The sequence below is a fragment of the Stieleria marina genome, assembly GCA_007741555.1.
In the GTDB taxonomy this organism is placed as follows: domain Bacteria; phylum Planctomycetota; class Planctomycetia; order Pirellulales; family Pirellulaceae; genus K23-9.
Map to the genome: position 1 here is coordinate 7,552,622 of CP036526.1, position 13,107 is coordinate 7,565,728.

The 13,107-nt window shown below is 55.4% G+C and carries 12 protein-coding genes; 3 read left to right on the plus strand and 9 right to left on the minus strand.

What is annotated here, in order from left to right:
- The first annotated feature begins 36 nt into the window (after window positions 1-36).
- Complete coding sequence (locus K239x_RS26770) at window positions 37-1,518, plus strand: coiled-coil domain-containing protein (RefSeq protein ID WP_145421385.1); 1,482 nt, start codon at window positions 37-39, stop codon at window positions 1,516-1,518.
- A gap of 40 nt (window positions 1,519-1,558) precedes the next feature.
- Here K239x_RS26770 and K239x_RS26775 read toward each other — a convergent pair whose 3' ends face one another.
- The 9 genes from K239x_RS26775 to lpxD form a co-directional block, all read right to left on the minus strand.
- On the minus strand, window positions 1,559-3,466 hold the full coding sequence (locus K239x_RS26775) for a coiled-coil domain-containing protein (protein WP_145421387.1): 1,908 nt from the start codon (window positions 3,464-3,466) through the stop codon (window positions 1,559-1,561).
- Entirely contained in the window at window positions 3,463-4,116 is a 654-nt protein-coding gene (locus K239x_RS26780; protein WP_145421389.1) for a hypothetical protein, read from the minus strand. The genes K239x_RS26775 and K239x_RS26780 overlap by 4 nt, the downstream gene beginning before the upstream one ends.
- A gap of 374 nt (window positions 4,117-4,490) precedes the next feature.
- Window positions 4,491-5,786: an MFS transporter gene (locus K239x_RS26785; RefSeq protein WP_145421391.1), complete on the minus strand. Its 1,296-nt coding sequence runs from the start codon at window positions 5,784-5,786 to the stop codon at window positions 4,491-4,493.
- Window positions 5,783-7,174 (minus strand): methyltransferase RsmF C-terminal domain-like protein, encoded by a 1,392-nt coding sequence (locus K239x_RS26790; RefSeq protein WP_419189435.1) that lies wholly within the window; start codon window positions 7,172-7,174, stop codon window positions 5,783-5,785. The genes K239x_RS26785 and K239x_RS26790 overlap by 4 nt, the downstream gene beginning before the upstream one ends.
- A 1-nt stretch (window position 7,175) precedes the next feature.
- A complete protein-coding gene (locus K239x_RS26795; RefSeq protein ID WP_145421393.1) occupies window positions 7,176-7,469 on the minus strand; it encodes a hypothetical protein in 294 nt (97 codons plus the stop codon).
- A 181-nt stretch (window positions 7,470-7,650) separates the two neighbouring features.
- The gene (locus K239x_RS26800) at window positions 7,651-8,241 is read right to left on the minus strand and encodes a SpoVG family protein (RefSeq protein ID WP_145421395.1); all 591 of its coding nucleotides are present in this window, start codon (window positions 8,239-8,241) and stop codon (window positions 7,651-7,653) included.
- 130 nt (window positions 8,242-8,371) lie between these two features.
- Window positions 8,372-9,364, minus strand: coding sequence for a 4-(cytidine 5'-diphospho)-2-C-methyl-D-erythritol kinase (locus tag K239x_RS26805; protein ID WP_145421397.1), 993 nt, complete (start codon window positions 9,362-9,364; stop codon window positions 8,372-8,374).
- A gap of 24 nt (window positions 9,365-9,388) precedes the next feature.
- The gene (locus K239x_RS26810; RefSeq protein WP_419189436.1) at window positions 9,389-10,285 is read right to left on the minus strand and encodes an LpxI family protein; all 897 of its coding nucleotides are present in this window, start codon (window positions 10,283-10,285) and stop codon (window positions 9,389-9,391) included.
- A gap of 47 nt (window positions 10,286-10,332) precedes the next feature.
- On the minus strand, window positions 10,333-11,409 hold the full coding sequence (lpxD, locus tag K239x_RS26815) for a UDP-3-O-(3-hydroxymyristoyl)glucosamine N-acyltransferase (RefSeq protein WP_145421401.1): 1,077 nt from the start codon (window positions 11,407-11,409) through the stop codon (window positions 10,333-10,335).
- Between the two features lie 316 nt (window positions 11,410-11,725).
- Here lpxD and K239x_RS26820 point away from each other — a divergent pair, with 316 nt between their 5' ends.
- Window positions 11,726-12,382 carry a hypothetical protein gene (locus tag K239x_RS26820; RefSeq protein ID WP_145421403.1) on the plus strand — a complete coding sequence of 219 codons (657 nt, stop codon included), beginning with the start codon at window positions 11,726-11,728 and terminating at the stop codon, window positions 12,380-12,382.
- A gap of 127 nt (window positions 12,383-12,509) precedes the next feature.
- Complete coding sequence (locus tag K239x_RS26825) at window positions 12,510-13,019, plus strand: hypothetical protein (RefSeq protein ID WP_145421405.1); 510 nt, start codon at window positions 12,510-12,512, stop codon at window positions 13,017-13,019.
- The last annotated feature ends 88 nt before the right edge of the window (window positions 13,020-13,107 follow it).

The window sequence follows — 13,107 nt, forward strand, 5'->3', positions numbered from 1 at the left end:
GACGTCAAGTTTTTTGGACTGTAGGTACTTTTGAATATGCCCATTTCTGGCCCCGTCGTTCATCAACAACTGATGACCGGTTACACCAACGCTCAATCCGCACTGGAGTCCGCTCGTGCATCGATCGGCGACACCAAGGAACAGCGTGACCGGTTAGACGATACACGTGGTGAAGCCTTGGTTGATTTGGCCGAGCACTATCTGCCTGAGTTGACGCGAGATGCGATCCGTACGACCTGGGTCGAAATTCGTGCGACGGTGGCTCAAATCATTGAACGCAAAGAAGACCATCGGCAGCAAACACGCGAATCGCTCGATCGTCTGAATCTAAAACGCGACCACGAAGAACGTCAGCTAACCGAGATCACCCAGCGACTGGACGCCGCATTGGATGCGCAACAGGCCATCGCCGACGCGGTCGAATCTGATTTGCGACAGGACCGTGAATTTGTCCAACTCTCGGATCGTGCAGCAGTGGCCGAAGCCGCTTTGGAAAGAGCCGAAGCCAACTTAAACGAGATCGAACAAGACGCGGCCAAAAAGATCCCGGCCTATGACCAGAGCAAGCTGTTTCGGTATTTGTACGACCAAGGATTCGGCACTGGCAAGTACACCAAACGCGGATTCACACGGCGGATGGATCGCAGCATCGCAAAACTGATCGATTTCAACAAAGCAAAGCAGGGCTACGAATTTCTAAAGACAACACCGGAGCAGATGCGAAAAATCATCGCGACCGATCGTCAGTCGTTCGACACCGTAATGCTGGAACTGGAGCGACGCCGCGATCAGATTGCCGCAGAAAAGGGATTGCCTGACAAGATTGACGAAGCTCAAAAACGTCAATCCGAACACGCCGATCAGCTCGCACAGTTAAACGAAATCAGAGAGCAGACAGAATCGGCCGAGCATGAATTGACCGATTTGCAAAACACTCGCGGCCCCTACTATCGTGAAGCCATTACGGTCTTTCGCGAGATGCTGGACCGAGCCGATTCACGCGACCTAGCGCGGCGGGCGCGAGCGACCCAAGAAATCACAGATGATCAGATTGTTGCCCAACTTTCGGGAGTTCAATCGGACATCGAAAATCTCGACGCGACTGCGCGTAGCCGGCGTGACGAAATCCGTTCACGCCAGGAATATTTGGACGCATTGGGGCGAATGATCCAGCAGTTTCGCGCTTCGCAATTCGATTCATCCCGATCCCAATTTGTCGGATCGCTGGACATCGTCGAAGCACTCCATCGCGGCCGAGATGCTCGCGATGTGGATTATCTCTGGGACAAAATTCGCCAGTCACAGCGTTGGGGGCCCACGGTGACCGAGCAGCTGACCAAAGTCGCAACCCATCCTCTGACACAAGTATTGATCAATGCGATGGCACACGCGGCCGGCGGAGCGTTGCAAAATCACGCACGACGTGCAGGCCAACGACGATCACGCGGCGGATCATGGAGCAGAGGCTTTGGGTCCGGTTGGGACAGCAGCAGCGGTGACTACCGCCGCCGACGTTGATCACCCAGCTATCAGAACTTAAACGTCATTTGAGCTTGGACTACTTGGCCTTCGGCAGCTTGCTTGGGATCGCGACGGTGAAGTAGCGATGCTGAACCCAATGCGGTTCAATATCCAACCTCCAACAAGCTTGTTCAATCGCTGGCATGTCGTCCGCCAGGATCGGCAACCCGCCCAATTTGGCCAGTTGGTTTGCACGCCCTGGCAGATTGATAAACCGCGTCACGGCAGCTTCCAAATGCACCTGCCGAATCGCGCCGCCGACGCGGACAAAATCGCGAGCCTGAGCCGATGACATCGCATCGGCCGCTTCGATGCTTAAAGGTGGATGGTCATCATTGATCATCAGACTGATCTTTAAATCATCCCACTCGCGTTGCAATGGCATGCCGACGGCAATGTTGGAATAGTGGCGGCCATCAAATTTGACCAACGCGGTCAAGCTTCCTTCGTACAGTCGAAGCGTGTCATTCTCTGACACTCGAAGCCCAATCACAAAAGGCTTTAGGTCGGCGACTTTCCAGCCCGACGAGGGGACAAAGGTCGACGTCATCAGGACACGTTTGCCGGGGTTGCCCGGGCGAAAGATCTTGGGCTGGCTAAACTGAGTGACGTTAAATTCTTGCGAAATCGCAGCGGCCGCGTTCAAGTACCCCTGATCAAGACTCTCCGCACTCAAACGAGCAAAACGCGAACGCCATTTCAACGGCTGTTCGACCGCTCGCTGATAGGCAGCGATCTGAGCCGGAAAACCACTTGCCTTGCTCGCTAGCCTTTGCATCGCCGGTGCGCAATCTTTGCTCACTCCCGATCCCACCATTCGGCGATCGATGTAGCTCAGTTCCAACAGCAGATCGCTATACAACGCCGGAATCGCTTCGGCAGACGTTGAAACAGCGGCTGCATCAATGACCCCCGTAATGGCTTCCTTGGCGGCCGTGGTCAATTGCGAAACCCGCGGCATCGTGGTTTCGTGAAATTGAGAAGGCGACGCATTGGAAAACGCCCATTGAATCGCCATGCTGCGAATCAATGCGGCTGACGCTTGTCCCCATTGCTCTGCCAAATAGCGAACAGCACCAGGAGCATCCAGCTCGTCCTGATCGGCTGCGGTCACTTTCCCGTTGGCAGCCATCTCCGCGGCAACGCGACGAGATTCCGTTAAAAAATCCCCCGCCTGTTGTAGATTCGCGGCAACAGCCAGCTTGGCCTGCTCAGCGTATTGCTGGCGACGCAAGGGAGTGAGCTTGGCGTCCAACTGCCCCCTCACCGTCAAGAATTTTTGTTCATGAGGCTTACGTTGCGACGGAATCATGATGAACAACAACTCCTCCAGATCGCTGCCCATTTTCTCCAATTGTTTTTCAGCTTGCTCCAGCTGGTTGTTCTTGATCGCGTCAGCAATTTTGTCCAACGCTTTGTCGTTGCGCGGACGGATTCGATTTAGCTGTGCTAGATTTTTCTGAACCTGCGCGGCCCCCGCCGTGGTGCCTCGATAAGTGCCCATCAACCGGTGCATTTCTTTGTTGACCAACTGCAGCAGTCGCTCCAGTTCAACGGCAGCCGGTTCGCCCATCAGACGCAGCCGCTTGGCTTCGCGTTTTTCCAAATACAATTCGGCTCCCGCTTGTGACAACTTTCGGTACGGGAGTCGGGACGGGTTATCGGTACGCGTATCCAAATCGATCGCGGCGGATTCGTGCTTTCGATAAACCTCATAGAGCCGTTTGGCTAATTCTTTGGCTCCGGGAATGGTCCCATGCGCACTGAGTGGTCGCTCGGGATGTGCGGTACTGGGATTGGCCTGCGCGTTTACGATCCAGAACGCGCCATCGCCAAACGCACTGGCGCAGAGCAACACAAGCACGCCAAGAAACCGTGGCATCGGCCGGGCAACGAAATTGCCAAGCGTGATCTGGATCGATGCAGTTTGAGTGGTAGCAATCAATTGCCTGCTCCTCGTATCACCGCGACCACGTTGCCGCCGTTCAAGTTGACTTTGGACCGATCCGAGCTGATCAATCGTGAACTGCCAACGCTTGCCTTGAGCGTGCCACTTTCTTGATCGAACTGCCCGAACGTCACTTGTACCGAACTACCTGGCGGCGACATCAAAATCGCCCCACCACTGCTTTGCTGAACATAAAGATCGCAGCCAACCGTTTGTCCCGCCAGGGCTGCCGGCGAATCAGCAGCTGTTTGGCCGTGCAACAAAACGCTGGGATAGCTTGACGGACCTGAATCCGTATCGTAGGTAGCCAGCTGGACAACGTTGGAACGCCCGTCGCCAATCTTAATTATTTCGACGTTTGCAGATTCAATTTCCAAGGGCGGTTCGATTCGTAAGGAAAGACTGCCCGTACTGGGCAATTGTTCTTCCACCGCCTCCACGGCTCCTTGAATGTAGTCTTGCGACTGAGCCGCTAAGTCCTGTGTCGTTTGCTGCACTGACGTCGCCATCTTTTTCATCTCGTCCTTGGAACACCCCGTCAGTACAAAAAGACCAAGGGCCAACCATCCAGCGCCACGATAGATCCGGCGCGTGCGCGATCGCCGCGCCGGCCAAGCAGCGGTGTCCAAAGAATTAGGTGGATACATGATTCCTCTTTACAAATAAAAATGGCGGCATCACGATCCGCACAAACACATCTCAGTAACCATCGTGCCCATCCCGGCGACATTCCCCAGCGACATTCGTGATCCCCAAAACAGCATCAACCGACTTCGATCACTGCGTCACGCCCCAACACGGCGGTCCAATCAGACGGCTCACGGCGATTTCAAAAAGTAAGCACTAATGCAGCCAGAGAGACTTACCCAACTACGCGATGAAACAACTGGTAAACCGCTGCTATTGATCCTGTCCACTGGATGGCCGCGGGTCAACTTTTCATGCGACATTAAACGATATTTCATCGCATTGACACGGTAGATCGTTGCATTTTTCTGGTACCAGGACGCCGCAGCGATGATTAACCAGCATCCCTGGCGGCAAGTAACCTTGGCGCCGTCGCCCACCAGGACAGCACGCTCAGCGTCAACATGACGAAAAAGAAAAGTGCCAATGCTTCGTCGAACGTCTGCAGACGGTCACGCACCACCCCCATGATCAGTGGTCCGCAACCACTTCCAGCGATCGTCAAACACAAGACCGTCCCGCGAATGCTGCCTAGATGTTCGCGACCGTAGTAACGCACCCAGACAACAGCCCCGACTGCCAGCGAAAGCCCTTGCCCGGCGCCAAAGAACGCCGCAAACGCATGCAACTGCAGCGACGAATCTCCCAACCAAGCAAACCCCAATCCGACCGCTAGCATCAACGTCCCTGCGCACAACATTCGATTCAGTGGCAACCAATCCGCTAAGACTCCCCCGACCAGTTGGGCGACCAACATCGAAAGCCCCAGTGTTTTGAAAAGGTCGGCTGCAACACCGCTGGGCATGCCTCGATCACTGCACAAAGTAAACAGATAAAACACAACCCCCGTTCCCGTCAGCGCCAAACAGCACTGCACCAGCCCCAGAATGTAGATGCTTGGGTGCGACAACGCGTCGGAGAGCTTCCAAGTCCGTTCGGTGGGAGAGCTTGTCGAGGAATCATCCATGGGTTGCGATTCCTGTGAAAGCTCGGGACTGATTCCGTCGACGTGCTGACCAACTTCCTCCGGTCGATTTCGAAACAACAAGATCATCGCCGGCAACAGGAGCGCCGACACGATGATCGAAAGCCCCACATAGGTTTGTCGCCAGCCAAAGTTCGCGATGGAGGTCTCCAACCATTCGGGCACCCAAGCAAACGCAATCGCGCCTCCCACACTCATCACCGCAGACACTCGCCCGATGCGATGGCGGTACCACATGGCGATCGCGTTACTGCTTAGCAACGACATGGAGCCCTGCCCCAAAAACCGCAGCAAGAAAAAGGCCAACAACAGACTCGCAAATCCGTTGACATGCGACGCGAACCAGCAAGTCAACGCGAGAGCGATCGTCACAAACACGGTGACCTTGCGAATGCCCCATCTATCAGAAAAGGGACCGACAAATGACAGCGGCAAAGCAGCCAGCATCGTGCCAATCATGTACGCCAACGACAAACGGCTATCACTCAGCTGCAGCGATTCTCGCAGCGATGGCGTAAAGGCACTGACCGCAAACGTCTGTCCGGGGCTGGTACAGATCTGCATCAACATCGTAATCGGAATGATCAGATAGCCATAGAAAAACGGCAACCGTGATGCGACACAGTTCGAAACTGCATTGATCAATGATCAAGCACTCCGTTGAATCTCGCAGAAGTCGGCAAATGGTTCTTACCGGTTCCTCCGCTCGATTTGACCCAGCCAAGTGGCCGGTCGTTGTACCGAACCACATGCCACCCTTTGGTCGCACACGTGATGGTTCCACCCGACAGATACTGCGCGGCAGTCGCTGCATCGACGTCGACCGCCATCGGCGACGAAGATGATCGCAGCGCGCCAGCGTGAGCGGGTTTCCAAGTCTGCCCGGTTCGATGGGACAACTCCGGACCATCCATTGCAATCTGCGTGACCCAGTCGGGCGTGTCACTCGGCCAGCCGTAGATCACCGAATCAGTGACCTTCAAGCGTCCTTCAGCAACACCGTCGCCATACCATTCATCCAGCGGCAGAGACTTTAACACTCGCATGTCATCTTTGTCACGGTCCTTTTTCTTCTTGCTTTTTCGTGACGATCCCGATATCAAATTTGATTCAATGTCGGCGTCCAGAGAGTGGGATTCAAGTGCGACCACGGACGCCGCAAAGCTCCCCGCACAACGATGCCGATGTGGCCACAAGCGATAAGTTGCTTCGCCCGATGCATAGTTTGCCAGACGGTCCACAGGACACGGCGCGGCGACTTGCCGTTCGACCAGCCGATCGATTTGCGCTTCGTTTTCGGCAACCGCGAAAGTGCAGGTACTGTAGATCAGACGACCACCGGGCCGCAGCAATCGAAGTGCTGCGTCCAAAATCCGTTCTTGCCTTGCCGCGCTATGAACAATCTGTTTCTCCGACAATGCGGACATGGACTGTTTGCCACGTGCCATCAGAGCTTGCCCACTGCAAGGAGCATCGACCAAAACTATATCGAACTGTCCCGCTAGCGCACTTGCCAGATCATCGGGATCGCTGCAAGAGATCGCGTATCGATTGGATCCCGTGCGGGCCAAGTTGAACGCCAACGGTGCAATCCGCGATCGGATAGGCTCGTTGGCTAACAAGAATCCCGTATCACTCACGGCCTCCAACAAACCGCTGGCCTTTCCCCCGGGCGCAGCGCATAGATCACACACTTTCAGTCCGGCAAGGTCGCTGCGGTCGGCGCCACATGCGGCGAGCGCAAGCAAGGATCCCGCGTCTTGCAAGTAGTAGTCGCCAGCCGCATAGAGAATATGTCGCGAAGGCCGGTCATTTTCGTTGATCAATTGATGTCCCAGGGAATACCAACTGACCGGATCGGTTTCATAAGGTAACGACTGATCGGCGCGGTCACGGCGGACTCGCAAAACACTTCGATGGCGCTGGCCCAACGACGCCATGAACTGGTCCAGTTCGCTGCCTGGTAAAGTCAATGGTCCAAGCGCGTTGACAACCGCTTGTTCAGAAATGGATTCACCCGGCGGACGTTTCATATCACTTACGACGTTCAAACCATCGAAGGATTGACATGCCAGTTGATAGGACACCTGCCAACAATAGCGGCGACACAAACGTAAACATGATGAATACTTTGTGCGCCGTTCGCCCTACGTCCTCGCCTGCACCGGCAGACTTGCCTCGCAACATCACGCTAATGTCCTCCTGAATCATCGGCACCTGCGATGCGTAGAAAAGGCCCGCCGACATGATCGCAAACACCACCATCAGCAGCAGCATAAAACCGATGCTGATCTGGAAAGGCGCGCGGCGTGGTGAAGCTTGATTCATCGTGATCGAATGCTGGACGAAAGATGATTCGCCGAAAGACGAAGGTGCTCTTTCGCCTAGTTTAACTCGGCACAGCGTGTTTCGTCACCGGAGCGCTGAAAAGGCGCAAGCGTCCCAAACACGGGAGGCAACCCTGCACAGACCGTGGTGGCTTCCGAATGACCCGCGACCCGAGGCGGCTTTAGAAAATGCCTTCGCCAAACCCATCGCTATCGTCTGCAACTGAATCGGCTGACGTAGTATCACGTTCTTTCTTGTCGATGAACTTGGGGCGTGGGGCTCCGCCGCCCTTGGATTTGGGCTCAGCCGGATCGACGAACACCTGCGATGCCGGAGCTGCGGCGCGTGCTATTTCCGCTTGGTCAAAGTCGTCGTCGTAGCGTGAACGGTAACCGGGTTCATTGGAACGTCGCAGTTCCGCCTGGAACTCTTCGATCACAGCATTTTGGATCATTTCGCGACACTCGCTATTGATCGGATGCGCCACGTCGGCGTACAGCTTCTGCGGCGAATCGTAGTCACCACTCTGTTCAAATTGCAGTTTGATGCCGCAGTTGTTGCAGTACGCCGCGCGCAAATGATTTTTGTGATGACAGCGTTGGCAGTGCCCTGAAAGCTTGCGACTGGGCATGGCAACGAATGGGCCGTTGGTGCCGTCGATAATCTTCAGATCGCGCACGACAAAGCTTCCGTCGATCGTGATCGAGCAAAACGCTCGTAGACGATCTTCGGAGGACTCCATTAGCTTGATGCGAATCTCTGTGATTTCCATTGTTCGACTCTCCCTGGCCGGCGAACTACTTTCACTGCAGGCGGCATCCTCCACGTCTTGGTTGACAAACAAAGCATGCTTTGCTCGACGACGACCCAGCTAGTTGTCCTAGCAACGCCGAAAGACGGATTCATTTTGTGTCACCGATTGTGATGCCTGCAGGCAGTGAGACGCTGCGTGCATCAATAACAAAAGCGCCCGGTTCGAGCAACGATCGCAAACGGTTTGCACAATGCCGTGCTTCGTCGGCAGACTGCACGACTGCAAAACACGCTGAACCGCTCCCTGTTAATTGACACGCTGTCATTCCGAACCGCCACATGGTTTTCAATATTTCATCGATTCGCGGCAGAATTTCTTTGGCACTTTGGGCAAGACGATTGGATAGCGACGTCTGCGTCGCGGCTAAATCTCCGGACCGAAGTGCGGCCACCAGCGATTCCGCGGAAAGCGGTTGATCAGGTACGACGGAATGACCGTAAACCGTTGGTGTAGATAACGATGCGCCGGGGAAAACCACTACAAAATTAAGCGTGCCTTGGATTGGTGTAGCTTCGATCTTTTCGCCACGTCCTCTCGCACGTGCGGCGCGAATCGCCCCACCACCAGAACCGCCTTGCGGATCACCCAGAAAAAAGGGCACGTCACTGCCGATCGACGCGGCAATTTCCCACAAGAACGGAGAGTCCAGCGAAACATCACACAGCGTCGCGGCGGCCAACAAAGCCGACGCAGCATCGCTGCTGGCACCGCCCATTCCAGCGCCAGCAGGGATCCGTTTGTGTAATTGACAACCGAAGCCGCCAGTCACACCCAATCGCTTAGAAAACTCGGTTAACGCGCGATGAACTAAGTTCGACTCGCCGCTGGGAATGCTAAGTAACGAATCTGCTTGCGGACTTCCACATTCGACGCCCAGCCTTGCCGCGACGATCTCGATCGACGGCAGCCACCCCACCTGAAGTTCGATCCCGGGATCGTCTGTTCGCCAGAGCTTCAGCTCATCACACAAATCAATCGGCACCATCACCGTGTCGATCTCATGAAAGCCATCACTGCGCTTGCCCAGCAGTTCCAAGAACAGATTCAATTTGGCAGGTGGCCGAGTAACAGCAATTTTCATTGAAAGGTTCGGCGGTGATTTTGCTTAGGCGGCTGCGCGAGCCGCGTTGCTTGCGATCTGCTCGGAATCGATCGCGACGATCGTGATACCAGCTTGCTGAGCTAACTGTAGCGTCCGCTCGCGATCAACCAAGATGGTCAAATCAGCTTCGATCGCGATCGCTGTGCCGCCAGCGTCACGGACGCTCTGGACCGTTTGCGGCCCGATCGTGGGGACGTCAAATCGCATGTCTTGATCGGGCTTGCTCACTTTGACCAATGTCCATCCACCGCGCCGGCAAAGTTGCCCGGTACGCTCGATACATGCGTCGGTTCCTTCGATCGCTTCGACGGCGATCACCGTGCCGTCTTTGATCGTAATGGTTTGGCCGATGTCCATACCTCCCATCTGTTTGGCGACTTGCCAACCCGAATCGATGTCCGTTTGTAACTTTGCAGAGGGCTTGGAACCCGAGAGTAGTCCTTGTTTCACCAGAAGCTCCGGAGCAAAATCGGTTGCGGCGCACACGGTCATGCGTCCATTGGAATACGCGTTGGTGACCGCCATCAACAAATTGTCGTCGCGCGAGTCACGATTGCGCCCCATGAGATGCGGTCCAAAGGTCTTGATCGCTGTCCAGTCAGGAAGGTGTTTCAACCAGACAGACCCATGGAACAGGATGTCCGACTTAAACAACTTGCCCGCCATCGTGACTTGTTGGACGCCGCGTCGTTGAAAGTAGCGAATGTGCCCACCAATCTTTCCGACGCCCATCCATTTGACGTGATCGCAGATGGATTCCAAATCCGTGCTGGCGTGGCCCTTGATGGCAACGCAGCAGACCCGGCCACCATCGCCGACAATTTGCTGCGCCACTTCAACGGGAAAACTGCCCCATCCGGCAACCAAGCCGATCGGTGAAGGGGAGTCAGACGATTTCACGAGATCGATTCTCCGTCGGAAGTCGCTTCCATAGCCACGTCGAACCATTACGCTGCACGGTTCTGTTCGTTGCGGTCCTGTTCATCTCGCTGATCGTCGTTCGCTGTTTCCACGGATTGTGTCAGCGCGTCCACGTCGCGACGGACGGACTTGAGTTCTTTGCGCATCTCAGGAAGACGCCTTTGTACGGCAAAAATCTGCATCTGCTCCCGCTGCTTCATCGCCGGCGAACCGATGTAGACGCCGCCCGCTTCGCAGTCATGCATGATGCCAGCTTGTGCACACAGAATGGCTTTGTCGCCGATCCGGATATGATCCGCCACGCCGACTTTACCTGCCATGATCACGTAGTCGCCCGTCGTGCAACTTCCGGCGATGCCAACTTGGCTACACAGCAGGTTGTGTTTGCCGATGCGACAGTTGTGAGCGATTTGTACTTGATTGTCGATTTTAGTGCCTTCGCCAATTCGCGTTGCACCATAGGTTCCACGGTCGATCGTCACATTGGCGCCGACTTCCACATCGGATTCGATGCAGACGTAACCCAGCTGCGCCGTCGGCACATGACGTCCTTCTTGTTGCCGATAACCAAAACCATGGGCTCCGATGATGGTCCCACAGTGCAAGACGACTCGATCGCCCAGTTCGGTGTATTCATAGAGCATTACACCGGGATGAATCACGCAGTCATCACCGATGCGGCACTGCGGTTTGATGACAACGCCCGGCATCACTACCGCGCGCTCACCGACAATGGTTCCCGCTCCAATGGTCGCGGTCGGGTGAATCGATGCAGAGGCGGCGATCTGCGCTGACGAATCAACGCCAACGCCCGGAATGTTCACGCTCATTGGGGGACGAAAGTGAGCGACGATGGCGGAAAACGCCGCGTGCGGATCTTCGACAACTAGTTGCACGATATCGACTTGATCGATCGGTTCCGAAGTGACAACCGCAACCGCTTGGCTAGTCGCAATCACGTCTACGCGTGAAGGATCGTCCAACATCGTGATGTCGTCTGGGGTGGCCACATCGGGCGGATTGGCGCCAGCGCACGAGACGCTGGCGTCGCCCACAATGCGACCGCCTACTAGTTCCGCCAACTGCTGTAATTGAATTGCCATCCGAGTCCTTTCGGGAGCAAGAATCCTCGATTGTTTGGGAGGGTGCTGGCGACTGCGGTGAGGCAATCGCCAACGATCGTTGTCTATACAGATCCAACCCGACGAAGGGCAAGGTCGAGTTTTGGATTGACTTCAAATTGATCACACAGACCGCTCATCTTGACCACGCCACGGAGTGGTTAGACGCACAAAACAGCGGAATATCGAAGACTTTGGAGGCATTGGCCTGTTTGGCACCGCATCTGCTTTACTTGCTAGATAGCTTGCGTCGCTTGATGCTAGCCGACCAAATCCCCCTAAGTTGAGACCGGGAAATATGAAGAAGCTGTCCGTGTTGTTGCTGTTTTTCGCCACTAGTCTGAACTCGGTCGCGTCAGCGTCGCATGACTCGCCGCTGTACGAAGCGACCGATCGCTACCGAGACGTGGTCGTCGATTTCGAGCGTCACGTAATCCAGGCCAGGGCCTACGACCGATACGACGTGCGGCTGGTCGATGACTTGGAAGATTCCACCAGTCGGCTTCGCAGCGCCGCCCGACATGCTCACCGGAGCGAAAAATACGACGACCGATTTGCGTCGGCATTAAGAGAAATCAACAAGCTCCAAGATCGTGTCGAACACGCCATTTTTGGACAAGCCTGTTACCACTCGAGTCCAGAGGTCATTCGGTGCTGGCAATCTGTCGTTCACGCCTACACGGACGTCATCCATGAAGCCGCCTGCCTTTCAACACAGCAGCACACGCATGCGGAAGAAATTCTGTATCGCCGGCCAACGCACATGACGCCTCCCTTTGCGCCACCAGTGATTGTTGCACCGCCTTCTTTCGCGCCTCCAATTTTTGCACCGCCGATTGCTGCACCACCACAGCCAATCGTCCCGCATCGTCGATCTGTGAACTATCGGTCGAGCGTTCAAAACCACCATGCGGCCATGCAAATCAAAATCGGTGCCATGCTCCAACGTCGCTAAATCCGTCACCAAGCACGGCCGCATTGGAGTTTTCCGTTGGATCCAACTCAGTTTTCCTTGCTCGTCGTCCAGTTGTAACCCAGGTTGCCTTCGGACGCCCCGAATTTCAGCAAACTGAGTCACTCCCATGCTGCCCAACCCAGTTCTCTGCGTGCTCGTCGGAGCACTCGCTGCCAATGGAATCCTAGTGATTAGATTGATTCGTGGCATTCTTTGGGACGAAGTCAGAGCGGTCAGCCTAAAACGTCGACCGCCCGAAGATTCACAGTGGCGGCTGATCGTGCAGTTGACTTTACTTGGCATGACATTGGGCCACTGCGTCGGTTGGCTGCTCGGTAGCGAAGACCCGACGATCTTGGTGCTCGTTGGAATCGTCAGCGTGTGCGGGGGAGAGCTTTACTCGCTACGGCACTCGCGCAGACTGAATCTCTTCTATCTCAATCGGGCTCGCAGATTGCTGGACGAAGGCGACCTGCATGGCGCTGGCGAAGACGCACGAGAAGTCCTCAGCAGTTCACAGATTCTTCGCACCGATGCGTTGGCCATTTTAAAATCAACCGAGCAAGGCCGGCGTTTCCAACCAGCGAGTAGTCCGGCGAGCTCACTCCTGTCATCGACAACTTCGTTTACCAAATAGTGTTGAAGCCGCCCACCGTTATCGGTCTCGTCTGCTGCTTCGTCGCTGATGTTTGTTGCCCGAACCGCTCGCTGCATTCACTCTCAAC

Bases quoted from the DNA above. Each gene is read 5' to 3' on its own strand.
- K239x_RS26805 (WP_145421397.1), bottom strand. From the start codon at position 9,364: ATGAAAATTGCTGTTACTCGGCCACCTGCCAAATTGAATCTGTTCTTG.
- K239x_RS26790 (WP_419189435.1), bottom strand. From the start codon at position 7,174: ATGAAACGTCCGCCGGGTGAATCCATTTCTGAACAAGCGGTTGTCAAC.
- K239x_RS26800 (WP_145421395.1), bottom strand. From the start codon at position 8,241: ATGGAAATCACAGAGATTCGCATCAAGCTAATGGAGTCCTCCGAAGAT.
- lpxD (WP_145421401.1), bottom strand. From the start codon at position 11,409: ATGGCAATTCAATTACAGCAGTTGGCGGAACTAGTAGGCGGTCGCATT.
- K239x_RS26820 (WP_145421403.1), top strand. From the start codon at position 11,726: ATGAAGAAGCTGTCCGTGTTGTTGCTGTTTTTCGCCACTAGTCTGAAC.
- K239x_RS26770 (WP_145421385.1), top strand. From the start codon at position 37: ATGCCCATTTCTGGCCCCGTCGTTCATCAACAACTGATGACCGGTTAC.
- K239x_RS26825 (WP_145421405.1), top strand. From the start codon at position 12,510: ATGCTGCCCAACCCAGTTCTCTGCGTGCTCGTCGGAGCACTCGCTGCC.
- K239x_RS26780 (WP_145421389.1), bottom strand. From the start codon at position 4,116: ATGTATCCACCTAATTCTTTGGACACCGCTGCTTGGCCGGCGCGGCGA.
- K239x_RS26795 (WP_145421393.1), bottom strand. From the start codon at position 7,469: ATGAATCAAGCTTCACCACGCCGCGCGCCTTTCCAGATCAGCATCGGT.